This is a genomic window from Pseudomonas sp. GG8 (assembly GCF_052976945.1).
The window spans coordinates 81,627-106,501 of record NZ_JBRIIP010000001.1 but is presented as its reverse complement, the minus strand read 5'-3'; the positions used below and the strand labels follow the sequence as shown (position 1 = coordinate 106,501).

Annotated in this window: 22 protein-coding genes and 1 pseudogene; 17 read left to right on the top strand and 6 right to left on the bottom strand. The window is 59.2% G+C overall.

Annotated elements, in window-relative coordinates; translation table 11 throughout:
* Nucleotides 1–283 precede the first annotated feature (283 nt).
* From ACVBEG_RS00575 to ACVBEG_RS00565, 3 genes are all read right to left on the bottom strand, one after another.
* Nucleotides 284–553, bottom strand: a complete 270-nt coding sequence (locus ACVBEG_RS00575) for a hypothetical protein (RefSeq protein WP_322182230.1) — start codon at nucleotides 551–553, stop codon at nucleotides 284–286.
* Between the two features lie 26 nt (nucleotides 554–579).
* Nucleotides 580–1,104 carry a HipA N-terminal domain-containing protein gene (locus ACVBEG_RS00570; protein WP_322182232.1) on the bottom strand — a complete coding sequence of 175 codons (525 nt, stop codon included), beginning with the start codon at nucleotides 1,102–1,104 and terminating at the stop codon, nucleotides 580–582.
* Between the two features lie 108 nt (nucleotides 1,105–1,212).
* The gene (locus ACVBEG_RS00565; RefSeq protein WP_322182234.1) at nucleotides 1,213–1,479 is read right to left on the bottom strand and encodes a helix-turn-helix transcriptional regulator; all 267 of its coding nucleotides are present in this window, start codon (nucleotides 1,477–1,479) and stop codon (nucleotides 1,213–1,215) included.
* Nucleotides 1,480–1,799: 320 nt separating this feature from the next.
* Between ACVBEG_RS00565 and ACVBEG_RS00560 the strand changes: the two genes are divergently transcribed.
* The 17 genes and pseudogenes from ACVBEG_RS00560 (at nucleotide 1,800) to ACVBEG_RS00480 (ending at nucleotide 22,328) form a co-directional block, all read left to right on the top strand.
* Complete coding sequence (locus ACVBEG_RS00560; protein ID WP_322218192.1) at nucleotides 1,800–3,548, top strand: PAS domain-containing sensor histidine kinase; 1,749 nt, start codon at nucleotides 1,800–1,802, stop codon at nucleotides 3,546–3,548.
* Nucleotides 3,533–3,946 (top strand): response regulator, encoded by a 414-nt coding sequence (locus ACVBEG_RS00555; RefSeq protein ID WP_322182238.1) that lies wholly within the window; start codon nucleotides 3,533–3,535, stop codon nucleotides 3,944–3,946. The genes ACVBEG_RS00560 and ACVBEG_RS00555 overlap by 16 nt, the downstream gene beginning before the upstream one ends.
* Nucleotides 3,943–6,090, top strand: coding sequence for an EAL domain-containing response regulator (locus tag ACVBEG_RS00550; protein ID WP_323566367.1), 2,148 nt, complete (start codon nucleotides 3,943–3,945; stop codon nucleotides 6,088–6,090). Before ACVBEG_RS00555 ends, ACVBEG_RS00550 begins: the two co-directional genes overlap by 4 nt.
* A 307-nt stretch (nucleotides 6,091–6,397) precedes the next feature.
* Nucleotides 6,398–7,546, top strand: coding sequence for an FMNH2-dependent alkanesulfonate monooxygenase (gene ssuD, locus ACVBEG_RS00545; protein WP_447107275.1), 1,149 nt, complete (start codon nucleotides 6,398–6,400; stop codon nucleotides 7,544–7,546).
* Nucleotides 7,543–8,388: an amidohydrolase family protein gene (locus ACVBEG_RS00540; protein ID WP_330200989.1), complete on the top strand. Its 846-nt coding sequence runs from the start codon at nucleotides 7,543–7,545 to the stop codon at nucleotides 8,386–8,388. Before ssuD ends, ACVBEG_RS00540 begins: the two co-directional genes overlap by 4 nt.
* A 103-nt stretch (nucleotides 8,389–8,491) precedes the next feature.
* Nucleotides 8,492–9,664: an acyl-CoA dehydrogenase family protein gene (locus ACVBEG_RS00535; RefSeq protein WP_447107274.1), complete on the top strand. Its 1,173-nt coding sequence runs from the start codon at nucleotides 8,492–8,494 to the stop codon at nucleotides 9,662–9,664.
* A 257-nt stretch (nucleotides 9,665–9,921) separates the two neighbouring features.
* A complete protein-coding gene (locus ACVBEG_RS00530) occupies nucleotides 9,922–11,349 on the top strand; it encodes an LLM class flavin-dependent oxidoreductase (RefSeq protein WP_322182246.1) in 1,428 nt (475 codons plus the stop codon).
* 31 nt (nucleotides 11,350–11,380) lie between these two features.
* The gene (locus ACVBEG_RS00525) at nucleotides 11,381–12,622 is read left to right on the top strand and encodes an acyl-CoA dehydrogenase family protein (protein WP_447107273.1); all 1,242 of its coding nucleotides are present in this window, start codon (nucleotides 11,381–11,383) and stop codon (nucleotides 12,620–12,622) included.
* Nucleotides 12,623–12,921: 299 nt separating this feature from the next.
* Entirely contained in the window at nucleotides 12,922–13,524 is a 603-nt protein-coding gene (locus ACVBEG_RS00520; RefSeq protein ID WP_322182250.1) for an OmpW/AlkL family protein, read from the top strand.
* Nucleotides 13,525–13,535: 11 nt separating this feature from the next.
* The gene (locus ACVBEG_RS00515; protein ID WP_322182252.1) at nucleotides 13,536–14,783 is read left to right on the top strand and encodes an SfnB family sulfur acquisition oxidoreductase; all 1,248 of its coding nucleotides are present in this window, start codon (nucleotides 13,536–13,538) and stop codon (nucleotides 14,781–14,783) included.
* A 183-nt stretch (nucleotides 14,784–14,966) separates the two neighbouring features.
* Nucleotides 14,967–15,209, top strand: a complete 243-nt coding sequence (locus tag ACVBEG_RS00510; protein WP_322182254.1) for an exodeoxyribonuclease VII small subunit — start codon at nucleotides 14,967–14,969, stop codon at nucleotides 15,207–15,209.
* Complete coding sequence (locus ACVBEG_RS00505; RefSeq protein WP_322182256.1) at nucleotides 15,206–16,093, top strand: polyprenyl synthetase family protein; 888 nt, start codon at nucleotides 15,206–15,208, stop codon at nucleotides 16,091–16,093. The genes ACVBEG_RS00510 and ACVBEG_RS00505 overlap by 4 nt, the downstream gene beginning before the upstream one ends.
* 152 nt (nucleotides 16,094–16,245) lie before the next feature.
* Nucleotides 16,246–18,153 carry a 1-deoxy-D-xylulose-5-phosphate synthase gene (gene dxs / locus ACVBEG_RS00500; protein WP_322182258.1) on the top strand — a complete coding sequence of 636 codons (1,908 nt, stop codon included), beginning with the start codon at nucleotides 16,246–16,248 and terminating at the stop codon, nucleotides 18,151–18,153.
* 70 nt (nucleotides 18,154–18,223) lie between these two features.
* A complete protein-coding gene (locus ACVBEG_RS00495) occupies nucleotides 18,224–20,107 on the top strand; it encodes a TonB-dependent receptor domain-containing protein (RefSeq protein ID WP_330200987.1) in 1,884 nt (627 codons plus the stop codon).
* Between the two features lie 183 nt (nucleotides 20,108–20,290).
* Nucleotides 20,291–20,434: pseudogene (tssD, locus tag ACVBEG_RS00490) on the top strand (type VI secretion system tube protein TssD); the annotation flags it as partial.
* 38 nt (nucleotides 20,435–20,472) lie between these two features.
* Nucleotides 20,473–21,945 (top strand): hypothetical protein, encoded by a 1,473-nt coding sequence (locus ACVBEG_RS00485; protein WP_447107272.1) that lies wholly within the window; start codon nucleotides 20,473–20,475, stop codon nucleotides 21,943–21,945.
* On the top strand, nucleotides 21,942–22,328 hold the full coding sequence (locus ACVBEG_RS00480; RefSeq protein WP_447107271.1) for a hypothetical protein: 387 nt from the start codon (nucleotides 21,942–21,944) through the stop codon (nucleotides 22,326–22,328). Before ACVBEG_RS00485 ends, ACVBEG_RS00480 begins: the two co-directional genes overlap by 4 nt.
* A gap of 590 nt (nucleotides 22,329–22,918) precedes the next feature.
* Here the strand turns inward: ACVBEG_RS00480 and ACVBEG_RS00475 are convergent.
* From ACVBEG_RS00475 to ribA, 3 genes are read right to left on the bottom strand one after another with little or no spacing between them, the layout of a single operon-like run.
* Nucleotides 22,919–23,731 carry a cobalamin-binding protein gene (locus tag ACVBEG_RS00475; RefSeq protein ID WP_447107270.1) on the bottom strand — a complete coding sequence of 271 codons (813 nt, stop codon included), beginning with the start codon at nucleotides 23,729–23,731 and terminating at the stop codon, nucleotides 22,919–22,921.
* Complete coding sequence (locus ACVBEG_RS00470; RefSeq protein ID WP_322182270.1) at nucleotides 23,731–24,150, bottom strand: MFS transporter; 420 nt, start codon at nucleotides 24,148–24,150, stop codon at nucleotides 23,731–23,733. The genes ACVBEG_RS00475 and ACVBEG_RS00470 overlap by 1 nt, the downstream gene beginning before the upstream one ends.
* Nucleotides 24,147–24,764 (bottom strand): GTP cyclohydrolase II, encoded by a 618-nt coding sequence (gene ribA / locus ACVBEG_RS00465; RefSeq protein ID WP_322182272.1) that lies wholly within the window; start codon nucleotides 24,762–24,764, stop codon nucleotides 24,147–24,149. The genes ACVBEG_RS00470 and ribA overlap by 4 nt, the downstream gene beginning before the upstream one ends.
* Nucleotides 24,765–24,875 lie beyond the last annotated feature (111 nt).

Below are 24,875 nucleotides of genomic sequence, written 5' to 3'. Positions count from 1 at the left end.
GCCTCAATAATAATTCTTTAAAAACATGACTTTATGCAACTAAAAAGCCGGCCACCAGCCGGCTTTTTAATGCCTGCGGGAAAGCCATTCTCATCTACGGGAAACCGCGACGGCCCTGCTAAAGCGCCCGCTCGGCTGGCGCTAAAAATTGAGGGTCGGTAGTGCCGGTGCAGTGCTTGCATATGCCAGACGGCGGAGTTAATTGCCGAGGAGAGTTCTGCAGTACAAAACCCTCTGCATCAGTATTGGATTAGCACGTTGCTTTCCCGATACCTGGTTTCCGTCATCGGTTTCTCGGCGCCAACAACTCAGAACGACCAACCTGCTCTCGGTTGCGTTCAGGTGCTCGAGGGTCTGAGAAGCCCGCCTCGGTGATGGCGGTATCCAGCCCCCGAAAGTGCGGGGCCGCTCTTGGGCTGCGTAGCGTCTCCATCCCCTCGTTCCAGGCATGCACCATGTGTTTGGCCACATCGCGCCAAGCGGGCTCGTTCTTTGCGGCCTCGATCACTTCCTTGCCCACGGCGACAGCAGACTCGCACAGTTGCTCGACCATTGCAGAGTACTGGCGCGCGGCAATACCTAAGCGGCCATTAGAAAAGGTCTCGAGCGTACGTACCGGCGTCCAGATTTGCCGACCGCCGACGGACAAACCTGGCGGGTTCGGTTGAAGCCCAGATAAGGCGTAGTGTCGTCCGAGCCTTTAATGATATGAAAACCGGTGCGCAGGGTGGGATTACCCAATGGCAAAGCGTCATGTGCAACATTCTGTGCGATGAACTTGGGCACAACGCCCGAAATGGCTGCACGTGCGTACCGACGTACCAGCGTCGCAAAATGCTCGGTCGTGTTTTCAGCGCTCAGCAGATGGCCTATTTCCAACGGCTCCATTTCGATGCCAGGCATGACGCCTTCAGGCGTCACCGTCACTCGGCCAATTCCCGCGCCGCCAATTACGGCCAACAGTGACAAGTCAGTGCCGTCAAGCAACGCACCAAACTCTTCGCGGATTACCCCCAGCAAATACCCCTCAGGCAGGTTCTGCCGAAAAAACGGGAAAAGATCGCGAGGCCAGCGCCAGGGGGCTTCACGGACGGGCAACGTCAAGCTGACAAAATCCTCCGCAGTTGTACCTGGAAGGCATTTTCAAGACGTACTCATCACGCTCTCGATAGAGCTTGGCGACCGTTTTTCCGCTGACATGGACATCTAGAATCATGAATCAACCCCCCCTGAACGCTGCTCGGCCAGAATGGCCTCGACCGTACGTTCATGACCGGCCTTCACCAGCTTTAAGTCATACCCGGCGGCTTCCAATAAACGGACAAGAGCCGAGACGCTCATATCACCTTTAGCCATGGTTTCCATACGCACCACCGTCGAACGTGATACGCCGGCACGGCTGGCCAAGGCATCCTGACTCAAGCGAGCCTCACCTCGCGCCTGTTTCAGCATTTCGGACACATCAAACAGGGTGCTCATTTGTAGCCCTCAAGCATCAACTCGTGTGTTTCTAGTGAACGAATGCCATAACGTCATCAACCCATCTTTCCGACGGTTGCCGTAATTCCCACGCCAACTTGATGCGTATGCACACTTTTACGAAGGCCCACCCAGACCACCCGCTTATGAGTGGCAAAAAACGCAACACCTATCCGAATAAGTGCTACCAATCTCCTGCATCTGTTATCGTCAGCGGACTTCATCTCCTCCTCGCCAGCATTTCTAGCGGCAATCTGTGAGCATGCTCTGCGGCGCTGCCTTTTCGGTTCGCTGGTGTGATTGTTTACGGAAAGAATCCAATGGACGAGTGCAGTTCAGGCGATGGTGCACGACTGTTACGCGCCGAAGGTATAGTCGAGTCCCGTCGGCAGGAAACGTTGCTCAAGACTGGCGCCTTGCAGGACGCTATCTTTAATAGCGCCTATTTCTCCAGTATTGCCACTGACGAAAAGGGTGTGATCCAGATTTTCAACGTCGGCGCGGAGCGCATGCTCGGCTATGAGGCCCAGGATGTCGTCAACCTGATCACGCCGGCCGATATCTCTGACCCTGCAGAGTTGATCGCGCGCGCTGCCACGCTCAGCCTGGAATTGGACACACCTATCACTCCTGGCTTCGAGGCCCTTGTATTCAAAGCATCGCGGGGCATCGAGGACATCTACGAGCTGACCTATATCCGTAAGGACGGCAGTCGTTTCTCGGCCATTGTCTCGGTGACCGCTCTGCGCGATGCCCAGGACGACATCATCGGCTATCTGTTGATCGGCACTGACAACACAGCACGCAAGCAGGAGGAAGCCGCCCAGGCATTGCTCGATCAGCGCTTGCGCGATCAGCAGTTCTACACGCGCTCCCTGATCGAATCCAATATCGATGCGTTGATGATGACCGATCCCCAAGGGATCATCTCCGACGTCAACCAACAAATGATGGCCCTCACCGGTCGTACCCGTGATGAGCTGATCGGCGCACCCTGCAAAAAATTCTTTACCGATCCGGTGCGCGCGGATGCAGCCATCAAACGCGTACTCAGTGAGCACAAGGTCAGCGACTATGAGCTGACGGTGCGCGCGCATAACGGCACGGAGACGGTGGTGTCTTACAACGCCGCCACGTTTCATGACCGCGACCGCAAGCTACAGGGGGTTTTCGCCGCAGCCCGTGACGTGACCGAGCGCAAACGCTTCGAGCGCACCTTGGAGGAAAAGAATATCGAGCTGGAACATGCCAACCGCATGAAGTCGGAATTTCTGGCCACCATGTCGCACGAATTACGCACGCCCCTGAACGCCATCATCGGTTTTTCCGAGGCGCTCAAGGATGGTCTGGCGGGTGAGATGAGCGCGACTCAGTTCGAATATGTCGGTGATATTTTCACCAGCGGCCAGCATTTGCTGTCTCTGATCAATGACATCCTCGACCTGTCCAAGGTTGAAGCCGGGATGATGGCCCTGGAACTGGAAGCGGTTGACCTGCAGAGTTTGCTGGGCAATAGCTTGTCAATCGTCAGGGAAAAGGCGGCGGCCCAGCGCATCCGTCTTGAGCTGGACACCGCTGAAGACTTCGGCGTACTCGTGCTGGACCCGCGCAAGACCAAGCAAATTGTCTACAACTTGCTGGCCAACGCGGTCAAGTTCAGTGCGAGCGGTGGCCGTGTCATCCTCTCGGCCCGCCGGGTTGATCGCGATGTGGTGGGAACACTGGCTGGCGAGTGGCCGGTGTACGGCTTCCCCCTCGCCGACAGCGAACATAAGCAATTCCTTGAACTCTGTGTGAGCGATACAGGCATCGGTATTTCCCAAGAGGACATGGCCAAGCTGTTCCAGGCGTTCAGCCAGATCGACAGCAGCCTGGCACGAAAATTCGAGGGCACGGGACTGGGGCTGGCGATGGTCAAGCAACTCGCCCAATTACACGGCGGCAGCGTGGCCGTTGCCAGTCTGGTTGGGGCCGGCGCACGCTTTGTGGTCTGGCTGCCATTACGTGATTCAGGACAAACCCCGCGACCGCAGGTAACAAGAGCGACAACGCCATGGCCCATGTACTGATCGTTGAAGACAATGCAGCCAACATGAAGCTGGCCCGGCTGCTGCTCAGCAATGCGGGCCATACCGTGTTGTGTGCGGTGGACGCGGAAACCGGCCTGACACTCGCGCGCGAGCAACAACCGGACTTGATCCTGATGGACATTCAGTTGCCCGGGATGGACGGGCTTGCCGCTACCGCCTTGCTCAAGCAGGACTCTGCCACGGCCAATATTCCCGTCATAGCGCTGACGGCGATGGCCATGAAGGAGGATAAGGAAAAGAGTCAGATCGCCGGCTGCGACGGTTACATCGCCAAGCCTCTGCGCTACCGGGAACTGTACGCTGCGATCGACACGTTGTTGACCAACCGCGCAGGGCCGAGCGCCCCTCACATGACTCCGCCCGAGCCAAACCCATGATCAGTTCATCTGCAACCGTATTGATCGTCGATGACGACCCCCAGGTACGCAAGCTGCTGGAATTGCTATTGCAGCACGAGGGCTATCGGACCCGCACCGCAGTGAGTGGCGAACAGGCGTTGGCAACGATCAAGTACGCCCAGCCAGACCTGATTCTGCTCGACGTCATGATGCCTGGGATGGATGGCTGTCAGGTCGCCAGCCATCTCAAGGCCAACGCCGAGACCTCAAGTATTCCAATCATCATGCTAACCGCGTTGAGCGACCGCAGCTCGCGCCTGGCTGCTCTGGAAGCCGGCGTCGAAGAGTTCCTGAGCAAGCCGGTGGACCGGGCCGAACTGTGGCTGCGTGTGAGAAATTTGCTGCGACTCAAAACGTTTGGCGACTTGCTTCGCAAACACAGCGCAAAACTGGAGGATCAGGTACAGCAACGCTCTGCAGATCTGCAGCAGTTTCGCGCGGCGATGGACGTCACTGCGGACGCGATCACACTTATCCATCGCAGCACCTTGCGCTTCGTCGAATTCAATGCGAGCGCCTGTGACATGCTCGGGTATAGCCGCGAAGAACTGTTGCAGATGTGCCCCGGTGAACTGGACGGCTCTTCCACGGCGGATTTGCAGGTGCTGTTTGACGATATTATCACCGGCCAAAATGCCAATGAATTGACCGAAACCCAATTGCGGTGCAAGAACGGCTCGCACGTGCAGGTCGAGATTCGCCGTCAGGCTTATCGCTCGGGAGAGGAATGGATCATCGTCGGGGTCGTGCGCGACATCACCGAGCGCAAAGAGGCCGATAAGCGCCTGCTGCATATGGCCCATTACGATGCCCTCACCGGCCTGCCCAACCGCACCCAGTTTTATGCCACCCTGCAAATCACCCTCGCTCAAGCCGCAGACAACGGATGGCAAGTGGCGGTCCTGTTCATTGATCTGGACCACTTCAAGAACGTCAATGAAACCTTCGGGCACGCCATCGGCGACGAACTGTTACGCCAGCTCAGTAATCGTCTGGTGCAATGCGTGAACATCAGGGACACCGTCGGACGGCTGGGCGGAGATGAGTTTGCGCTCATCCTGATGACGCAGGACGGCCAGAAAGGCGCGACCTCAATGGTCAACAAAGTCCGCGAGGAACTGCGTGTACCCTTCCATCTAAAGGGCCATGAAGTCTCGGTGACCGCAAGCATCGGGATTGCCCTCTACCCCGACGATGACGCCGCTCCTGATACCTTGATCAAATTCGCCGACACCGCCATGTATCGGGCCAAGCAAGCCGGTCGCGACAGCTATCGATTCTTTACCGCCGAAATGAACACTGAGGTATTGGCCCGCCTTGATCTGGAAACAGCCCTGCGCAAAGCCGTGGAGAATGAAGAGTTCGTCCTGCACTATCAGCCCAAAGTGCGCCTGAGCGACGGGCGCGTCTGCGGCCTGGAAGCCTTGTTGCGCTGGGAACGTCCCGGTCATGGTTTGATTTCACCCAATGCCTTTATTCCGGCCCTGGAAGAGACCGGGATGATCATCCAGGTCGGCAAATGGATAATTGCCACTGCCTGTCAGCAGATCGCCCAGTGGCAACGCTCGGGCATCGGCCCGGTTCAAGTGTCAGTAAACGTTTCGGCCCGCCAATTCAATGAGGGCGAGTTGTGGACCGATATCATCCGCGCCCTCACGGACAACCATGTTGCAGCCGATTTACTGGAACTGGAACTGACCGAAAGCTCACTCATGATCAATACCGAGCGCACCATCGTCAGCCTGCAAAAATTGCGCGGCCTGGGCATCAAGGTGTCCATCGATGACTTCGGCACCGGCTATTCGAGCCTGTCCTACCTGCGCCGGTTTCAAATCGATACGCTGAAAATCGATATCTCCTTTATTCGTGAAGTTACCGTCAACTCGGAAGACGCCGCCATCGTCCTGGCCATCATCCACCTGGCGCATAGCCTGAAACTGGATGTGATTGCCGAAGGCGTGGAAACCGTCGAGCAAATGGACTTCCTGCTACGCAACCACTGCGATCAGATTCAAGGCTACCTGTTCAGTCGTCCGCTGGGACTGCATGCCATCGATCAGTTACTGCGCGAGGATAAACGCCTGACATTGCAGGCCCCATCCAAAGTGCGCCAGCCGCTGTAAATTCAGCGTTACCGCCGATCCCTATCAAACAACCGAAGCCCCAACTGTTGCCACGCAAACAGTCATAAAGCACTTTGCACCCACAGCAACAGATCGCCCTCTCCGCTTCAACAACTAATCCTATATAAATCAGTAGGTTGTTCTTCTGGTACACCTTTTGCTCTTTCTTGGCTGTCGACGTGTTTCTCACAGACTTGCCCAAGCAAGCCCCGATAACAAAGCCGTACTTGCCCTGCGTTGCACGCCCCGTCGCTCCTCACCTTGCTCGAGGCCAGTGACGCCCACCCCTGCAACGAGGATTGTGTTCATGAGTCTCGATATTTTCTGGTTTCTACCCACCTCCGGCGACACCCGGTACCTGGGCAAGTCCGACAGCGGTCGCCCGGCCACCAACGAATACATGCGGCAGATCGCTGTGGCCGCCGAGAACCTTGGTTATGACGGTCTGTTGATCCCGACTGGCAGCAGTTGCCTCGACCCGTGGATCACCGCCGCCAGCCTGGTGCCCGTGACCCAGCGCATCAAACTGTTGGTTGCGCTGCGCACTTCGCTCGGCAACCCCACCGCGTCTGCGCGCCAGGCTGCGACCCTGGACCAGGCGTGCCACGGACGCCTGCTGCTCAACGTGGTGCCCGGTGGTGACGCCACCGAATTAGCCGCCGATGGCATTTTCCTCGATCACGATCAGCGCTACGAAGCCGCCGATGAATTCCTCACCATCTGGCGCCAACTGCTCAGCGGCGAAACCGTGGATTTCGCTGGCAAGCATGTGCGGGTAGAAGGCGCGCAAAACTTCTTCCCTCCGGTCCAGCGCCCTCATCCGCCGCTGTATTTTGGAGGCTCCTCACCGGCCGCCCATGAACTGGCAGCCAAGCATGTCGACGCCTACCTGACGTGGGGCGAGCCGCCCGCCGCCGTGGCCGAGAAGATAGCCGACGTGCGTGCACGAGCCAAAAAATATGGCCGTACGGTGCATTTCGGCGTGCGCCTGCATGTGATCGTGCGCGAAACCAACGAGCAAGCCTGGGCCGCCGCCGAGGAACTGATCAGCCACCTCGACGACGACACCATCGCTGACGCGCAACAGAACTACGCGAAGATGGACTCCGAAGGCCAACGGCGCATGGCCGCCCTGCATGGCGGGCAACGCGACAAGCTGGAAGTGTCGCCTAACCTTTGGGCCGGTGTTGGCCTGGTCCGCGGTGGTGCGGGTACCGCACTGGTCGGCGATCCACAGACCGTCGCCGCACGCCTGCTGGAATACGCTGCCCTTGGCGTCGACCGCTTTGTCCTGTCTGGCTACCCCCATCTGGAAGAAGCCTTCCGCTTCGCTGAACTGGTGTTCCCGTTGCTGCCGGGCAAGCAGCCGGTCACCGTGAGCGATCAGGTCTTGACCGGGGGAGCGTTCGACGTTCGCGCCGGCAAGAAACCAGCAAAAGATGAGGCCGCCGCATGAAAGTCATCGATATGCGCTGCCGGCCGGCGTACCTCCATGACTTCTTCGGTGCCACACCCGGCTCCCCGGAATACGCCACCGCACGTTGGCTCAATCGTCGAGTGGGTACTCGCGGCAATGATGAGCACTTCGCCCGCTCGCTGACGCCCGAGGGTTTCCTCGACGAAGTACGCGATGCCGGACTAAGCAAGGCGGTGGTGGTCGGCCGTCACACCCCTAGCCAGCATCTGCCCAACGATCTGATCCACGGCATCGTTCAGGGCCATGACGAACTGCTCGGCATAGGCAGTATCGACCCGGCGCTGCAAGGCATCGACGGTGCTATTACCGAAATCGACCGTGCGATCAACCTGCTCGGACTGGTTGGCATCGACCTGGAGCCGGGCTTCGGGGCGCCTGCTCGTCATCCGGACGATGCGCTGTATTGGCCGATCTACGAACACCTGGAACAGCGCTGCATCCCCCTGTTCCTGATGAGCGGCCCGACCACCCCCGACCCGGCATTCAACAACCCTGGGCACCTGGCAAAAGTCGCCCAGGCGTTCCCGCAACTGCCCATCGTCTGCTACCACGGCTACTGGCCGAACGTGCAGCAGGCCATCGGCGTCGCCTTCCGCTACCCGAACATTTATCTGGTGCCGGACATGTATCTGTTCCAGCCCGGTAGCGAAGCCTATGTCCAGGCGTCTAACGGTTTTCTTGCCGACCAGTTGCTGTTTGGCTCGTCCTACCCGTTCAGGCCGATTCGCCAGTCCATCGACGACGCCCAGGCCCTCGGCTTCAACGAATCAGCACTCGACAAGCTGCTTTATGGCAACGCCGCAAGGCTGTTCGGACTGTAACGCCGTCTGGATAAACGTCGGGTAAGCACCTGTCTATAAGGGGGGCTGCCCGGCGCATGAACCTCGGTGACGGCCTGTGCCCTAGCCAATCAAGGAGTCACCTGTGACCACCCCAAACGATCCCTTGCAGATCGCCCGTCGTCTGGCGGCCGGATTTGCCATGACCGCTGCCGAGCGTGACGAACGCGGCGGCACCCCCAAGGCCGAGCGCGACGCCCTGCGTGATAGCGGCTTGCTTGCCCTCAGCATTCCCCGCGAGTTCGGCGGCACGGGTGCCAGCTGGAGCGAAGCCCTGAATATCGTTCGCGAGTTCGCCAAAGTCGACAGCTCCATCGCTCATGTCTTTGGCTTCCAGCACCTGATGCTGGCCACCGTGCGTCTGTTCGCCAGGCCAGATCAATGGCAACCCTTGCTGGAACAGACCGCCCGCAAGAACTGGTTCTGGGGCAACGCCCTCAATCCTCTGGACACCCGCACGATAGCGACCCGTTTCGACGGCTGGCGCGAGTTCTCCGGCACCAAAAGTTTCTGTTCCGGCTCCAGCGACTCCGACATGCTGATCGCCTCGGCGCTGGATGAAAGCTCCAGTGGCAAGCTGCTGATTGCGGCCATTCCCACCGACCGTGCCGGCATCACTCTGCATGGCGACTGGAACAACATGGGCCAACGCCAGACCGACAGCGGCAGCGCCAGCTTTGAACGCGTGCGGGTCGAGGATAACGAACTGCTCCTCGACCCGGGCCCGTTGAGTACGCACTTTTCCAGCCTGAGGCCATTGCTCGCGCAACTGACCTTCGTCAACCTGTTCCTGGGAATCTCCGAAGGCGCCTTCGAACAGGCTCGCGACTATACGGTTAATGAGGCGCGCCCCTGGTTCAAGGCCGATGTCAGTAAAGCCGTTGACGACCCGTACGTGCTGGCCCACTACGGGGAATTCTGGGCGGGGCTGGAGGCCGTTCGCGCACTGGCCGAACGGGCCAATACACGGTTCGACCACGCCTGGATTAAAGCCGAGGACCTGGAAGCCGAGGAACGCGCGCAACTGGCCCTCGCCATCGGCAGCGCCAAAGTCTACGCCACGAGAATCGGCCTGGACGTGTGCAACCGTTTGTTCGAAGTCACCGGCGCACGCGCGACCAACGCGTCGCGGCGCTTCGATCGCTACTGGCGCAACCTGCGCACGCAGACCCTGCACGACCCTGTGGACTATCGCATCCGCGAACTCGGCGAGTGGGCGTTGAAGCAGACACCGCCTACTCCCAGTTTTTATTCCTGAGCCCTAACCTCGCAGGAAATTGATTGCCGGGCCGGGCTTGCTTCCCGGCCTCTCCGAGCACCGAACCGTACTGTTGGCTATTGCCCAATCAAACAGCAAAGTGTTGCCCGACCAACACTTGCAGGCTCTAAAAACAGCCAGATCCCTTGTATTACCTGGCTTTCCTGACTCGGCACGGACTGTGCAATCTCGACAGAAACAATCATTCATGTGCCGCGTGCGCTTAATGAACCTATCGAGTAAGGAGTTAACCGACTATGGCATCTCGCATTATTCTCAATGCATTCGACATGACGTGCGTTAGCCACCAGGCCGCTGGCACTTGGCGTCACCCAGAAAGCCAAGCGTGGAAATACAAGGACCTCGACTACTGGGTCGACCTGGCGAAGTTGCTCGAGCGCGGTTATTTCGACTCGCTGTTCATCGCCGATGTCGTGGGTGTCTATGACGTTTATCGGGGCTCGGTGGAAACCTCGCTGATTGATGCCGATCAAGTGCCAGTGAACGACCCGTTCTTTCAGGTACCGGCCATGGCCACCGTGACCAAACACTTGGGTTTCGGTGTGACCTCCGCGCTGACCTACGAGCAGCCGTATGCCCTTGCGCGCAAGTTCTCCACCCTTGACCACCTGACCAAAGGCCGCGTGGCCTGGAACGTCGTGACCTCCTACTTGAACAGCGCGGCGGTCAATCTCGGCCTCAAGCAGCAGATCTCCCACGACGAACGCTATGACATCGCCGACGAGTTTCTGGATGTCACCTACAAACTGTGGGAGGGTTCCTGGGATGAAGACGCGGTGCTGCGCGACCGTGAGAAAGGCATCTTCACCGACCCGAGCAAGGTTCACCCCATCGGCCACAAAGGCAAGTATTTCGACGTGCCCGGCATCCACCTGTCCGAGCCGTCGCCGCAACGCACCCCGGTAATTTTCCAGGCCGGCGCTTCCACCCGTGGTCGCGCCTTTGCCGCCAAGCATGCCGAAGGCGTGTTCATCAGCCCGGCCACTCCAGAACAGGCGCGGGAGGTCTCCGATGACATCCGCAACCGCGCCGTAGAGGCAGGCCGGACACGCGATTCGCTGAAAATATTCACGCTGCTTACGGTGATCACTGCCGAAAGCGATGAGGCTGCGCAAGCCAAATACCAGGAATACCTGGGCTACAGCAATGGCGAAGGTATGTTGTCGTTCTACGGCGGCTGGACCGGCATCGACTTCTCCGAGTACGACCCGGATCAACCGCTGGAAGCCATCGACAACGACAGCATTCGCTCGGTACTGGAACTGCTCGCCACTGCCGACCCACACCGTAAATGGACACCGCGCGACATCATCAAGCACCGCAGCATTGGCGGCCTTGGCCCCGTACTGGTGGGTGGCCCGAAAACCGTGGCCGATGAACTGGAACGTTGGGTGGATGTCGGCGGTATCGACGGTTTCAACCTGGCCTATGCCATCACACCCGGATCGTTTGTGGACTTCGTCGAGTACATCGTCCCCGAATTGCAACGCCGGGGGCGTGTGCGCACCTCGTATGAGGGCAGCACCTTGCGAGAAAACCTGCTCGACAGCGACTCGGCGTACGCCGCGGCCGACCACCCTGCCGCTCAGTATCGAGGTGCGTTCAAGAACGGGGCAAACGCCACCGACCAGACCAAACCGTCCAAGTTTTCCAACCTGACCTGACGCGCAGTATCGTCCAAGAGGCGTTCAATCAATGTCTAGCCATCAACCGTTAAACCCGCTGTCCCTTGGTACCGATTACGAGCAGCTCGCTGCGCGCTTCAGGCCGATTTTCGCGCGTATTGCCGAAGGCGCGGTGGAGCGTGAACGCAACCGAGTGCTGCCCTTCGAGCAGATAAAATGGCTGAAAGAGGCCGGTTTCGGCGCTGTGCGCATCCCGGTTAAACACGGCGGAGCCGGTGCCTCGCTGCCACAACTGGTCCAGTTGCTGATCGAGCTGGCCGAGGCCGACTCCAATCTGCCGCAGGCGCTGCGTGGTCACCTGGCCTTTGTCGAGGACCGTCTTAACGCCCACGCCACAAGCGCCCAGGACGTCTGGTTCAAACGCTTCGTCGCCGGTGAACTGGTCGGCAACGCCTGGACCGAGGTGGGCGGCGTGAGGATCGGCCAGGTCATCACCCGCGTCAGCCGTCAGGGCGAGCAGTGGGTCGTGAATGGCACCAAGTACTACAGCACCGGCAGTCTCTTCGCCGACTGGATCGACCTGTATGCCCAGCGCGATGACAACGGTGCCGATGTGATCGCTGCTGTCAGGGTCCAGCAACCGGGCGTCCGTCAGAGCGACGACTGGGACGGCTTCGGTCAGCGCACCACCGGCAGCGGAACGTCGGTATTCGAGAACGCCGTGGTCGAAGAAGAGAACATCATCGACTTCTCCACCCGCTTCAAATACCAGACAGCCTTCTATCAACTGACGCTGCTGGCCGTGCTGGTGGGTTCCGGTCGCGCTGCCGTGCGCGACATCGCCGAGGAAGTGCGCATGCGTACGCGCATCTTCAGCACGGGCAACGCGTCGTCCGCCAGCGCAGATGCTCAGGTCCAACAGGTCGTGGGCAAGGCGTCGGCCCAGGTCTACGCCGCCGAAGCAGCTGCAATCCGGGCAGCGCACGCCTCGCAGCGGGCCTACGTCACCCGCTATGGCAAGGACGAGCAAGCGGAGCGCGATGCCAACATCGCGGCAGAACTGGAGTCTGCCCAGGCGCAGGTGGCGATCGCCGAGCTGGTGCTGCGCGCCACCAGCGACCTGTTCAATGCACTGGGCGCATCGGCCACCAGCACCACCAAGCAACTCGACCGGCACTGGCGCAATGCCCGCACAACGGCGTCGCACAATCCGCTGATCTACAAGGAGCGCATCATCGGCGACTGGGAGATCAACGGCACCGAGCCGCCTTATGTCTGGCAGATCGGAGGGGGCAGCAAACAGACTGCCTGATAAACCGGGTATCGCCCACTGACTACAAAGGCCAGCGCTTGCGCTGGCCTTTGTCTATTCCGCGCAGCAGAAAACGACTGTCTGGCCAGCAACAGAACTTCATCAGCACTGTCACTCGACAGACACTTTCGCGCAATCATATAGAAATAAACTCGTTTAAAAACATTAACTTAATATCTGGCATAAAGCCTGCAGAAGGTCTTGTGCTGCCCTGCATACCGGATGTACGGACGTGGTGGAGCAAACCCTATCGGCGTTTAAAACGCTGTCCGTTACACCTGGAATCAAGGAAGTGCTTTATGCAGTATCGCTGGCTAAAACGTACAACCCTCGGGGCCCTGCTATGTGTCGCGGCGCCACTGGTCTACGCAGAAAGCCCGTGGCAAGTGCGCGTAGGTATCAGCGACATCGTGCCTACCTCCGACCCCGGCAACATCACGCCCGGGACCATAGACATCAATAGTTCTATCGGTCCCACCTTCAACATCGCCTACTTCATCACCCCTAACTGGGCCATCGATGTACTGGGCGGCCTGCCGTTCAAACACGACATCAAGCTCAACGGAGAGAAGGTTGGCAGCACCCGCCACTTGCCGCCGATTGTTTCGCTGCAGTACCACTTCTTGCCCGGCGCCAAAGTACAGCCCTTCGTAGGCGTAGGCATCAATTACACCTACTTCTTCGACGAGCATCTGGACAACGGCGCCAAACTTGAACTCTCCGACTCATGGGGTGCGGCCTTTCAGGCCGGTGTGGATGTGGCCATCGACGAGCACTGGAGTCTGGGCGCTGACGTGCGCTACGCGAAGATCAACAGCGACGTAAAAATCGCTGGCACCAAGGTCGGCAGTGTCGACGTCGACCCCACCATCTACAGCCTTAACCTCGGCTACCGCTTCTAAAGGAAATCATCATGAGCTCATTACCTAAAGTCGATACTGCCAGCCCGAGCGATCCGTACCTGCAGATCCAATCCAAAACACCCGCCACTCGCCTGGAAAGCGAGGCCCAGGCCATCAATGCCGCCAAGCGCCTAGCCAGCCAGTTCGCTCAGGAAACCATCCAGCGCGACCGCGAACGCCGACTGCCATTCGCCGAGCTGGACGCTTATTCGCAAAGCGGCCTGTGGAGCATCGTCGTGCCCAAACAGTTCGGCGGTTTAGGGGCCAGTTACCGTACCGTGGCCAAAGTCTTCAAATTGATCGCGGCCGCCGACGCCTCGCTAGGCCAATTGCCACAGAACCATTTCGTCATTCTCGTCCACATCGCGCTGGACGGTACTGAGGAGCAGAAGCGCTTCTTCTTCGACCTCGCGCTGTCCGGTACTCGTTTCGGCAACGCCTTCTCCGAACGTGGCGGGCGCAACGTTGCAGAGTTCCAGACCAAAATCAGCGCAGAGGGCGACGACTTTATCGTCGAAGGGCAGAAGTTTTTCTCCACCGGCGCCTTGCTGGCGCACTGGATTCCTATCGTCGCGGTCAATGATGAAGGCTTGCCGCATCTGGCCATCGTCCCGCGCGATACCTCGGGGCTCAAGGTGGTCAACGACTGGTCCAGCTTCGGCCTGCGGACCACCGCAAGTGGCACGGTGTTGATCGACAAGGTCCGCGTGCCGGCCAGTCATGTGATCCCGATCTGGCGCGCATTTGCCAACCCTACCGCTGCCGGGCCGATCTCCCAGTTTCTCCAGGCAGCCATCGACGCCGGTCTGGCCCGTAGCGCGCTGGAAGACACCCTGAAATATGTGCGCAGTTTCACTCGCCCCTGGATCGATTCAGGTCAGGAAAAGGCCACTGAAGACCCGTATATCCTGCAACAAATCGGCGACATCCAGGTGCGCCTGCGCGCCGCGGAAGCGGTCCTTGATCTGGCTGCCGACGCCATTGACCATGCCTTGCTCGATCCGAGCGAAGACAGCGTCGCAGTGGCCTCGATCCGCACCGCAGAAGCCAAGATACTCACCACCGAGGCCGCCATCCTGGCCAGCAACAAGTTATTTGAGCTGGCGGGCACCCGCGCCACGCTGGAGGAATACGGCCTCGACCGCCACTGGCGAAACGCACGCACCCATACCCTGCACGACCCCGTGCGCTGGAAATTCCACGCCATCGGCAACTATGTCCTGAACGAGATCAAGCCGCCGCGTCATCCCTGGCTGTGAGCCTTACACCTCGTCGGCACAGTCGCACTGGCGAGGTGTATCCCCCACGAAAAGGCCTCCCCGAGCAGACAAAGCGCGTCCCTTTGGCGTAGCGTTATGGCCTCTGAGCAGCGTCCTTGATTTGCCCCGAAGCCGTTGCTCTGCTAGTGTCGCGCCGGTTTAACGTCTACCGAGATAGCCGCCATGGCCCGCAAGAAAGCTGCACCGGATTTCGAACAGTCCCTCGCTGATCTGCAAACGCTGGTTGAGCGCCTGGAGAACGGCGAGCTGTCGTTGGAGGATTCGTTGACCGCCTTCGAACAAGGTATCCGCCTGACCCGCGACTGCCAGGGCGCCTTGGCGCAGGCCGAGCAGAAGGTGCAGGTATTGCTCGAACGCGACGGTGAACTGACTGAAGAGCCCTTCGACGAGGATCAGCCAGAATGATTTCCACCTATCAGGCCCGCAGTCAGGCCCGCGTCAATGCGGCGCTGGATGGCCTGTTCCAGGCACCAAGCCCCGAACTGACCCGACTGTATGCTGCCATGCGCTACAGCGTGATGAACGGCGGCAAGCGTGTCCGGCCGCTGCTCGCTTATGCTGCCTGCGAAGCCTTGGGCGCCAACCCGGAGCTTGCCAACGGCGCGGCCTGCGCGGTGGAACTGATCCACGCTTACTCGCTGGTGCATGACGATTTACCGGCGATGGACGACGACGATCTGCGTCGCGGCCAACCCACTACCCATAAAGCCTTCGATGAAGCCTGCGCGATTCTTGCCGGTGACGGTCTGCAAAGCCTGGCATTCAGCGCATTACTCGACTCCGCGTTGTCGCCGCAAGATACCGAAACCCGCTTGAACATGGTCAGCACCCTGGCCCTGGCCGCAGGCCCGGCGGGCATGGTCGGTGGTCAGGCCATTGATTTGGGCTCCGTGGGCCTCAAGCTCGATCAGGCCGCCCTGGCCTTCATGCACCGGCATAAAACCGGTGCCTTGATCGAAGCCAGTGTAAAGCTCGGCGCTCTGGCCAGTGGCCGCGCCGAGAAAGCCGACCTCAAAGCCCTGCAAATTTATGCACAGGCCATTGGTCTGGCCTTTCAGGTGCAGGACGACATTCTCGACGTCGAAAGCGATACCGCCACCCTCGGTAAACGCCAGGGCGCCGATATTGCCCGCGACAAACCGACCTATCCGTCTCTGTTGGGCCTGGAAGCTGCCAAAGGCTACGCTCTGGAGCTACGTGATCAGGCGCTGCAGGCCCTGCGACCTTTCGACGCGTCGGCGGAGCCCTTGCGCGAACTTGCCCGCTATATCGTTGAGCGCCGTAGCTGAAATACACCGCAACAACAAGCTCACAGACAACCGTCAGATCTGAAAATCCACGAAATTAAAGCCACTGTCTGATCATCCTCTGCCGTGCTTCGTGGGCAGCTTGCGCTGCATCAGGTAAACTGCCGCCTCTTTTACTTATAACGATTCGCCTGATGCCCACGACGTTCAAAGAGATTCCCCGCGAGCGCCCCACTACGCCCCTGCTCGACCGCGCGGCAACGCCGGACGGCTTGCGTCGGTTGGGTGAGGCTGAGTTGGAAACCCTGGCTGATGAACTGCGCCAGGAGTTGCTCTACACCGTCGGCCAGACCGGCGGGCATTTTGGTGCCGGCCTGGGTGTCATCGAGCTGACTATCGCGCTGCACTACGTCTTCGATACCCCGGACGACCGCCTGGTCTGGGACGTGGGCCATCAGGCCTACCCACACAAAATTCTCACGGGCCGTCGGCACCGGATGGGCAGCCTGCGTCAGAAGGACGGCATCGCAGCCTTCCCGCGTCGCAGCGAGAGCGAGTACGACACCTTTGGTGTTGGCCACTCCAGCACGTCCATCAGCGCAGCGCTGGGCATGGCCCTGGCTTCCCGCCTGCAAGGCAGTTCGCGCAAGTCCATCGCCGTGATCGGTGACGGCGCCCTGACAGCCGGTATGGCCTTCGAGGCGCTGAACCATGCGCCGGAAGTGGCCGCCGACATGCTGGTGATCCTCAACGACAACGACATGTCGATCTCGCGCAACGTCGGCGGGCTGTCGAATTACCTGGCGAAAATCCTCTCGAGCCGCACTTACGCAAGCATGCGTGAAGGCAGCAAAAAAGTGCTGTCGCGCTTGCCTGGCGCGTGGGAAATCGCCCGTCGTACCGAAGAATATGCCAAAGGCATGCTGGTCCCCGGCACCTTGTTCGAAGAGCTAGGCTGGAACTACATCGGCCCGATCGACGGCCATGACCTGCCGACGCTGATCGCGACGCTGCGCAACATGCGTGACCTCAAAGGCCCACAGTTCCTGCACGTGGTCACCAAAAAAGGCAAAGGTTTCGCCCCGGCGGAAGCGGACCCGATTGGCTACCACGCGATTACCAAGCTCGAGCCTCTGGACGCCCCGGCCGTTGCACCGAAAAAAGCCAGCGGGCCGAAGTATTCCGGTGTGTTTGGCCAATGGCTGTGCGACATGGCCCAGGCCGACCCACGCCTGGTCGGCATAACGCCCGCCATGAAAGAAGGCTCGGACCTGGTCGAGTTCAGCGAACGCTACCCGGCGCGCTACTTCGACGTCGCCATCGCCGAGCAGCATGCGGTCACGCTGGCGGCGGGCATGGCCTGCGAAGGCGCCAAGCCGGTGGTGGCGATCTACTCCACCTTCCTGCAACGCGGCTACGACCAGTTGATCCATGACGTGGCCGTGCAGAACCTCGACGTGCTGTTCGCCATCGACCGCGCAGGTCTGGTGGGTGAAGACGGTCCGACCCACGCTGGCAGCTTCGATCTGTCTTACCTGCGCTGCATTCCCGGCATGCTGGTCATGACCCCCAGCGACGAGAATGAACTGCGCAAAATGCTCAGCACCGGTTTCCTGCATTCAGGCCCGGCGGCGGTGCGTTACCCACGCGGCACCGGCCCGAATGCGCTGATCGACAGCAGCCTTGAACCGCTGAAAATCGGCAAAGGCGTGGTGCGTCGCATCGGTCAGAACGTCGCGATACTGGTGTTTGGCGTGCAACTGGCCGAAGCCCTCAAGGTCGCCGAAACGCTGGATGCCACCGTCGTCGACATGCGTTTCGTCAAACCACTGGATGAAGCGCTGGTTCGAGAGATGGCGGCCAGTCATACCTTGCTGGTAACGATCGAAGAGAACGCGATCATGGGTGGCGCGGGCGCTGCGGTCAGCGAGTTTCTCGCCCGCGAAAACATCCTCAAGTCGGTGCTGCACCTGGGCTTGCCGGACAGCTACGTCGAGCACGCCAAGCCTGCGCAAATGCTGGCTGAATGCGGGCTGGATGCGCCGGGTATCGAAGCATCGATCCAACAGCGTCTGCACCTGATCGAACAGGCTTCACGCTAAGCCTGCCCCTCTGAAACGGCGCACACTCATTAACCCGGGTCGTGCGCCGGTTTTGCCTTATGCGACCTATATGACTCTGCGCCGCCTTGCCCTGACCCTTTCGTTATTGCCCGCCACGAACGCGCTGGCCGATACCCTTGAGCGCGATGCCGCGCTGAAACTGCCGGACATGCTGATCAGCGCCAACCGCCAGGTTGAAGAGCGCAGTACCAGCAGCGCCGCGAGCAGCGTATTCACCCGTGAAGACATCGAGCGCCTGCAACCCGGCAGCGTCAACGACCTGCTCAGCCGCGTGCCCGGCGTGCAAGTCGCACCGAGCGGCGGTCGCGGCAGCCTCCCGGGGATTTTCATTCGCGGGACCAAGTCGGCGCAGAGCCTGGTACTGGTCGACGGACAACGCATCGCCAATGCCACCTCGGCTGACAGCAATCTGCAGTTTCTCAGCGTCGATCAGATCGAGCGGGTGGAAGTGCTGCGCGGCTCACGCTCGGTGATCTATGGCGCAGACGCGATTGGCGGGGTGATTCAGATCTTTACCCGGCGTGGCGCTGAGCAGGGACTAAAGCCACGGTTAAAGATGGGCTACGGCAGCAATAATAGCTGGCAGCGCAGCATGGGACTGTCCGGGGGCGATCAGCAGACGCATTTCAACCTTGGCGTCAGCCTTGATGAAACCGCCGGGATCAACCGGTCGCAGGAGTCTTTCGCCAGCGACGGCGATGACGATGCCTATCGCAACAAGTCGCTGAGCCTGAACCTCAGCCATCAGCTCGATGACGATATCGAGATCGGCCTGAACCTGCTGGATAACCGCGGCAAGACCGAGTTCGACAACAGCTTCGGCCGCTATGACCCCGCCACGCAGAACAGCGTCGGGCAACAGCCGTACAGCAAGTTCGACCTGAGCAGCGTCAGTACCTATTTCGACGTGCGACTCAGCGAGCACTGGAAGTCCCGCCTGGAGCTGGGCCACAGCGAAAACCGCGACACGTCCCTCGACACGCTCAGCGACGACCGCAGCGTCTTCAATACCTACAGGGACTCGGCCAACTGGCAGAACACCCTGACGCTCAATGATCGGCACAGCCTGATACTGGGCACCGATTGGTACGAAGATCGGGTCAATAGCAGCACGGTATTCGATGAAGACAGCCGCTGGAATCGTGCCGCGTTTATCCAGCATCGTTATCAAAGCGAACATTTTTCAACGGAGCTCGGGCTCCGTCATGATCAGAACCAGCAGTTCGGCGGACAGAACACCTGGAGCGGCACGCTGACCGTGCCGATTAACCCCGACAACGACGTGCTGCTTTCGTACAGCGAAGGGTTTCGTGCGCCGACCTTTAACGACCTGTACTACCCCGACTTCAGCAACCCCAACCTGAAGCCCGAGCATTCAAAAAGCTATGAACTGCAATGGCGCAGCCGCCTGACCGAGACCAGCCGCCTGGAAGCATCGCTGTATCGCACCGACTTGCAGGACGCGATTGCGCTGGACGCCAACTACCGCCCGCAAAACCTTGCCTCGGCACGAATCAACGGCTTCGAAGCAGCGCTGCACCAAGAGCTGTTCGGCTGGCAAAGCAGCCTGGGGCTGGCGATTATCGACCCACGCGACCGTGACACTGGCTATACCCTGAACCGCCGTGCCCGGCGCACGTTCAGCCTGGATGTGGATCGTCAATTCGACCGGCTGGGCCTGGGCGCCACATGGCAAGCCTTCAGCCACAGCTACAACGACGAGAACAACCTGCAGCCCATCGGCGGTTACGCCCTGTTCGGCTTGCGCAGCAGTTGGGCGGCGAGTAATGAAGTCAAACTGGAACTGAAACTCGATAACGCTCTGGACAGACGTTACAGTCGAACGCTCTACAGCTTCGAAGGCAACAACTACGGCTATCGCGAAGAAGGCCGCACCTGGATGCTGAGTTTGACCTGGACACCGGAGTTGTAGCCACCACTCAGCGCCCAGCCGACTTGCCCTGGAAGTCTGGAGGCGCAACGAAACCAAAATCAACATAAGCCTGATCTTGCTCCGCTACTCCCTCCTCCTTCGCTATATTCGGAAGCGTCCTACAGCCGGCCTATCCCCCTTGGCAATAGACTGTCCAGCCAGCGAAGAAAAGGACTTACGCGTATGGCTAACCACGGTTACATGACCCTGGCAGGCGAGACTCAAGGGCTGATTTCAGCGGGCTGCTCAACTCAGAATTCCATGGGCAACAAATATCAGTCAGACCATACCGACGAAATAATGGTGCTGTCTTGCAACCACACCTTGGCCGGGACCAGCGGTTATAGCTTTTGGGGTGAAGAGGGATGAACCCCAACCGTTATGACCTCTGGGATGTCCACCAAGCTGCGGGCCAAGTGCTGGCGCAAGCCCATAGCCTCAGCGCTCGCCACCTTAGCCACGGCATCCCGCGTGCGCACTTCAATCGGGAAGTGGCCTATTACGCAAAGCGCATTGTCGATGATGTCGAGCTCGGCCATAAAACCCCCGAACAAGGCATACAGGCACTGCTGCAAGAGCGGAACGACCTGTTAAACCAGGCACAGGCCGTGGTACGCAACGGCCACGTTGCAATAAGCGATGCGGTCAAGCGCATCCCGGCATACAGACTCACCCAACCCGTATTACAACCCGACCCCGAGCGCTTATTGCGCTTTGTCCATGCTCAACACCTCAACACGCCTGATGAGAAGGCTCAGCGCACAACACAAGCGGTAGCCCCGCCACCTCCCGTCGAAACGTATAAGTTTTTCCCCCGAGAACAATGGCCAGAGCCCATCGAGCTACACGACCCAGGGTTCTACATCGTGCCCAAGAGCACAACGGCGGAACAGCTGGAAGCGCAGCTGTTCCGCTCACCCAACTCGGCCGTGATCGCCAAATTCAGGGCCCTTAATCCGGGGTTGGATCAGGTAAAAGCGGGGCAAATGATCGTGCTCAGCGATCCCGAAAATCTGCGATGCACCGGCGAAGAAGCGCTGCTGATGGAAACGGCACGCTGGGTGAATCAGGCGTTGGCGGACCTTAGCCCGGAAGAGGCCGATTTCATGGCCCGCCACCGTGACGAAATCGAATCCTTCCTCACGCATGGCGCCACTGCGGTCGGCGTAGGAACGGCGGTTTTCGCCAAGAATCTGGACGAAGTGAAACTTCTGCTGAAAAAGATAGAAGCCTTGCATACGCGCACCTTTGAGCAGCATGGACATCTGCGTTCACCCGAGTTTTTTGCCAAGCGCAAGGAGCTGTTTGCTCAGCTCAATACCCAACTCACCTCGCTGACCAAAAAAAGCATCGGCTTCCCCGACCACCCGAAGCTGAAAACTGCTCTGGGTATTTCCAGCCGCAGCCTGGTGCATCGCGCAGGAAGAGCGGGCGGGTTCGGCCAGAACCCCGGCTATGCCACTCGCATTACCGCCGTGGCCAAGGTCTCCAAGTACGTCCAGTACGGCGGCTGGATCGGCACCGCTGTCGGCGGTGGAGCTTCATACATGAAGGTTCAAGACGTGTGTAGAGCGGGTGATGCCGAGGCTTGTGAAAAGGTGAAATACACCGAAAGCGGAGGTTTTATCGGCGGGGTGGCGGGTGGGGCACTTATAGGTTTAGCCTCAACCGCCCCCGCTGTTGCAGGGCTGTGTGTTGGATTAGGTGTGCCAACGGGCGGTGGATCCTTGCTCGTGTGCGGTATTGTGCTGGTCGGAGCAGCATCTTTTTCAGCAGGCTATATTGGTGGAAAAAGCGGTGAAAAGATGGCCGAAAAGATCTATGAGGCGGTTAAATGAGCCTGAACACCGCTGATATAGTATTTCTTGCTGTCGGATTAATAGATTTTGGAGGAGCTATTGTTTGCATTGGCGTTGCGCTACACATGGCCTACACCAAAAAGGATGTTCTGCTGGATCATTTCAAGCACAGCCCCGCCGTCATAGCCCTAACTCCTCTCAGGCACGGTGGACCGTGGGGAAAGCTATTGATAGTCGGTGGAGTCTCCGGTTTTGTCACATTTCCGGTTTTTTACATTAAGCGCGGCAGTATCAGCGCCGAAGACATAAATAACTTACCCGCACCTATTAAGTGTAAATTTATAGTATTGCAATGGTGCGTCATTGTTTTTTTATTGGTAATGCTTGGTCTCGCTGTCGTAGTCGAATTCGATATTGTTTAGCCTTTCAGGTACATGGCTGTTTGCCCTCAGCAAGGGTGGTGAACTAATAGGCGAAGCAATTTACGAGGTCACTCAATGAGCGTGAGTACCGCTGACAAAGTCTTCCTCTGTCTCGGTTTAATCGATTTTGGAGGTATCTTCGTTTGGATTGGCATTGCGCTGCATCTCGCGTACACCAAGATGGATCTGATGTTAGCCCATTTGAAAAACTGTCCCGCTGTTATGATTCGAGCCCCCTTTTAGGATGGAGGCCCTTCAGGGAGATTGTTTGTGCAGGGTGCAATAATGGGGCTAATGACCACGCCTCGTCTCTATCTCCGCGATGGAGGGGCTAGCGCGGAGGATCTAAAGAACTTTCCTGCCGACCTTAAACGCAAACTGATCATTTTGCATCGGACCGGCTGGGTACTGCTATTGGTGATGTGTGGGCTCGCAGCGGTAGCCAAATTCGGTCTTGTTTAACACTTCGGGTAAATGGTTGTTTATCGGCGCCGGGTTCGCTTAATCGAGTCGAGATCGCGGCACGGGTTGGGCTAGCAACCTACAACAACGATTGCGGCACAAAAACGGGACGGGATCTCCTGCGGGGATCAGCGCTTGGTTCCGTTGGTGTAGAGCGCCATGCTTTCGCAAAGCTTTTCGATGGCATCGAGCATCTGCCCGCTGGGTCGCTCCAGGCCGTTGTCCGGAATCTGCAACAATTGCCCATGAGCAACGGCCGCGACCTGCGGCCATACGCGCCAGGCATCAAGCTGTGCGGTGCTGCTTGCCAGGATGACATCTGGATTGCGTTGCAGCACCGACTCCAGGCTGATCTGCGGTGCCGCCAGCGGCAGGTCGGCGAACACGTTTTCACCCCCGCACACCTTCAGCGCATCGCTGATGATCTGCCCGCCGCCAACGGTGTACAGCGGGCGATCCCACACTTGGTAGAACACCCGCAACGGCACCTCTCGTCGGTAACGCTGACGCAGTGCGTTCAACCGGGTGCTGAACACCTGAGCCATTCGTTGTCCGGCTTCCGCGCGCCCCAACTGCGCCGCGACGTGCTCAAACTGAGCCGCCAACTGGTCGAGACTTTGCGGTTCGACGGTATAGGTCGGGATACCCAGGTGCGTTAATTGCGTGCGCTGGGCAACCCCGACACTGCCGGGCCAGAGCAACAACAAATCAGGCTTGAGGCTGAGCAGACGCTCCATTTCCAACTGGCCGTAGCGACCGACTGATGGCAGCCCGGCCACCTCGGGCGGACGTTCGCCGCCATCGAGCACGCCGACCAGCAGGTCGCTTGCGCCCAGTTCGACAACGATTTCAGTGAGTGATGGTGCGAGGCTGACCACACGTTCGACAGCCTGTGCCGGACTGACGAACGCCAGCAGCAGGCAAGCGAAGAGCCGGTTCATCAGCCCAATTGGCGGGGGATGCGATAGAGGTACAGCAGCACCACGCTGGAAAACGCCAGCAGGAACAACGGCACCGCCTCCAGCCCGACGAATACTGCCAAGGCGGAGATCCATGCCGGCAGGCCGGCAGCAAGAAATGCGGTGCGACGACGGGCGGCGAGTTCGATCCAGGCAGCAGGTTCTTCAGGGCTATTCAGGGATTTTTCTGTGGCGATCAAGGCGCGTTTGTAGGCGCCAAAGAAGCGCAAACTGACAAACATCGATGCGATGCCGGCAATAAAAATCGGCATTGCCAACACCGGAATAATGGCTTCGTTGCGGCCGAAAAACCCGTTGACCACCACCAGCGGCGCCAGCGTCAGGAACAGTTGCCACCACCAGGCCAGTGCCAGGCGACGACGCACATTACTGCGCGTCACGCGCGATCTGCCTCGTCCAGATGCTCGTTGCCCATCATGTGGCCGAGCTTGCCGGCCTTGGTCGCCAGGTAGACTTTGTTGTGCGGGTTATGCCCGGTGTGCAGCGGCACGCGCTCGGCAACGGTAATCCCCATGTCGGTCAAGGCTTTGACCTTACGCGGGTTGTTCGTCATCAAGCGCAGGGATTTGACACCCATGTGTTCGAGCATCGGCAGGCAGATCGCGTAATCACGCTGATCGGCGGCGAAGCCCAGACGTTCGTTGGCTTCAACGGTGTCGGCGCCGCCGTCCTGCAACTCATAGGCGCGGATTTTGTTCAGCAAACCAATGCCGCGGCCTTCCTGTCGCAGATACAGCAACACGCCGCGACCTTCAGCAGCAATGGCACGCAACGCAGCTTCCAGTTGCGAGCCGCAGTCGCAGCGCTGACTGAACAGGGCATCACCGGTCAGGCACTCGGAATGCAATCGGCCCAGCACTGGCTCGCCATCAGCCACATCACCGAGGCTGAGTACGAGGTGCTCACGCCCGGTTGCCTGCTCGAGAAAACCGTGCATGGTAAATTGCGCAAAAGGGGTGGGTAGCTTGGAAGCGGCAACAAAGACGACGGGCACCGTTGTGCTCCTGATCATATTGAGGACTGGAGATTCGCAGAGACAGCATTGTAACAGCAGCGTCTGACACACGCTTAAGCTGAATTATCACCTATCAAGATCGATAGACTC

What these genes read in the sequence shown, in the direction of transcription:
- ACVBEG_RS00540 (WP_330200989.1), top strand. Translation starts at nt 7,543, where the DNA reads ATGAAAGTCATCGATATGCGCTGCCGGCCGGCGTACCTCCATGACTTC.
- ACVBEG_RS00485 (WP_447107272.1), top strand. Translation starts at nt 20,473, where the DNA reads ATGAACCCCAACCGTTATGACCTCTGGGATGTCCACCAAGCTGCGGGC.
- dxs (WP_322182258.1), top strand. Translation starts at nt 16,246, where the DNA reads ATGCCCACGACGTTCAAAGAGATTCCCCGCGAGCGCCCCACTACGCCC.
- ACVBEG_RS00560 (WP_322218192.1), top strand. Translation starts at nt 1,800, where the DNA reads ATGGACGAGTGCAGTTCAGGCGATGGTGCACGACTGTTACGCGCCGAA.
- ACVBEG_RS00575 (WP_322182230.1), bottom strand. Translation starts at nt 553, where the DNA reads ATGGTCGAGCAACTGTGCGAGTCTGCTGTCGCCGTGGGCAAGGAAGTG.
- ACVBEG_RS00555 (WP_322182238.1), top strand. Translation starts at nt 3,533, where the DNA reads ATGGCCCATGTACTGATCGTTGAAGACAATGCAGCCAACATGAAGCTG.
- ACVBEG_RS00520 (WP_322182250.1), top strand. Translation starts at nt 12,922, where the DNA reads ATGCAGTATCGCTGGCTAAAACGTACAACCCTCGGGGCCCTGCTATGT.
- ACVBEG_RS00495 (WP_330200987.1), top strand. Translation starts at nt 18,224, where the DNA reads ATGACTCTGCGCCGCCTTGCCCTGACCCTTTCGTTATTGCCCGCCACG.
- ACVBEG_RS00530 (WP_322182246.1), top strand. Translation starts at nt 9,922, where the DNA reads ATGGCATCTCGCATTATTCTCAATGCATTCGACATGACGTGCGTTAGC.
- ACVBEG_RS00565 (WP_322182234.1), bottom strand. Translation starts at nt 1,479, where the DNA reads ATGAGCACCCTGTTTGATGTGTCCGAAATGCTGAAACAGGCGCGAGGT.
- ACVBEG_RS00515 (WP_322182252.1), top strand. Translation starts at nt 13,536, where the DNA reads ATGAGCTCATTACCTAAAGTCGATACTGCCAGCCCGAGCGATCCGTAC.
- ssuD (WP_447107275.1), top strand. Translation starts at nt 6,398, where the DNA reads ATGAGTCTCGATATTTTCTGGTTTCTACCCACCTCCGGCGACACCCGG.
- ACVBEG_RS00510 (WP_322182254.1), top strand. Translation starts at nt 14,967, where the DNA reads ATGGCCCGCAAGAAAGCTGCACCGGATTTCGAACAGTCCCTCGCTGAT.
- ACVBEG_RS00505 (WP_322182256.1), top strand. Translation starts at nt 15,206, where the DNA reads ATGATTTCCACCTATCAGGCCCGCAGTCAGGCCCGCGTCAATGCGGCG.
- ACVBEG_RS00480 (WP_447107271.1), top strand. Translation starts at nt 21,942, where the DNA reads ATGAGCCTGAACACCGCTGATATAGTATTTCTTGCTGTCGGATTAATA.
- ACVBEG_RS00475 (WP_447107270.1), bottom strand. Translation starts at nt 23,731, where the DNA reads ATGAACCGGCTCTTCGCTTGCCTGCTGCTGGCGTTCGTCAGTCCGGCA.
- ACVBEG_RS00550 (WP_323566367.1), top strand. Translation starts at nt 3,943, where the DNA reads ATGATCAGTTCATCTGCAACCGTATTGATCGTCGATGACGACCCCCAG.
- ACVBEG_RS00525 (WP_447107273.1), top strand. Translation starts at nt 11,381, where the DNA reads ATGTCTAGCCATCAACCGTTAAACCCGCTGTCCCTTGGTACCGATTAC.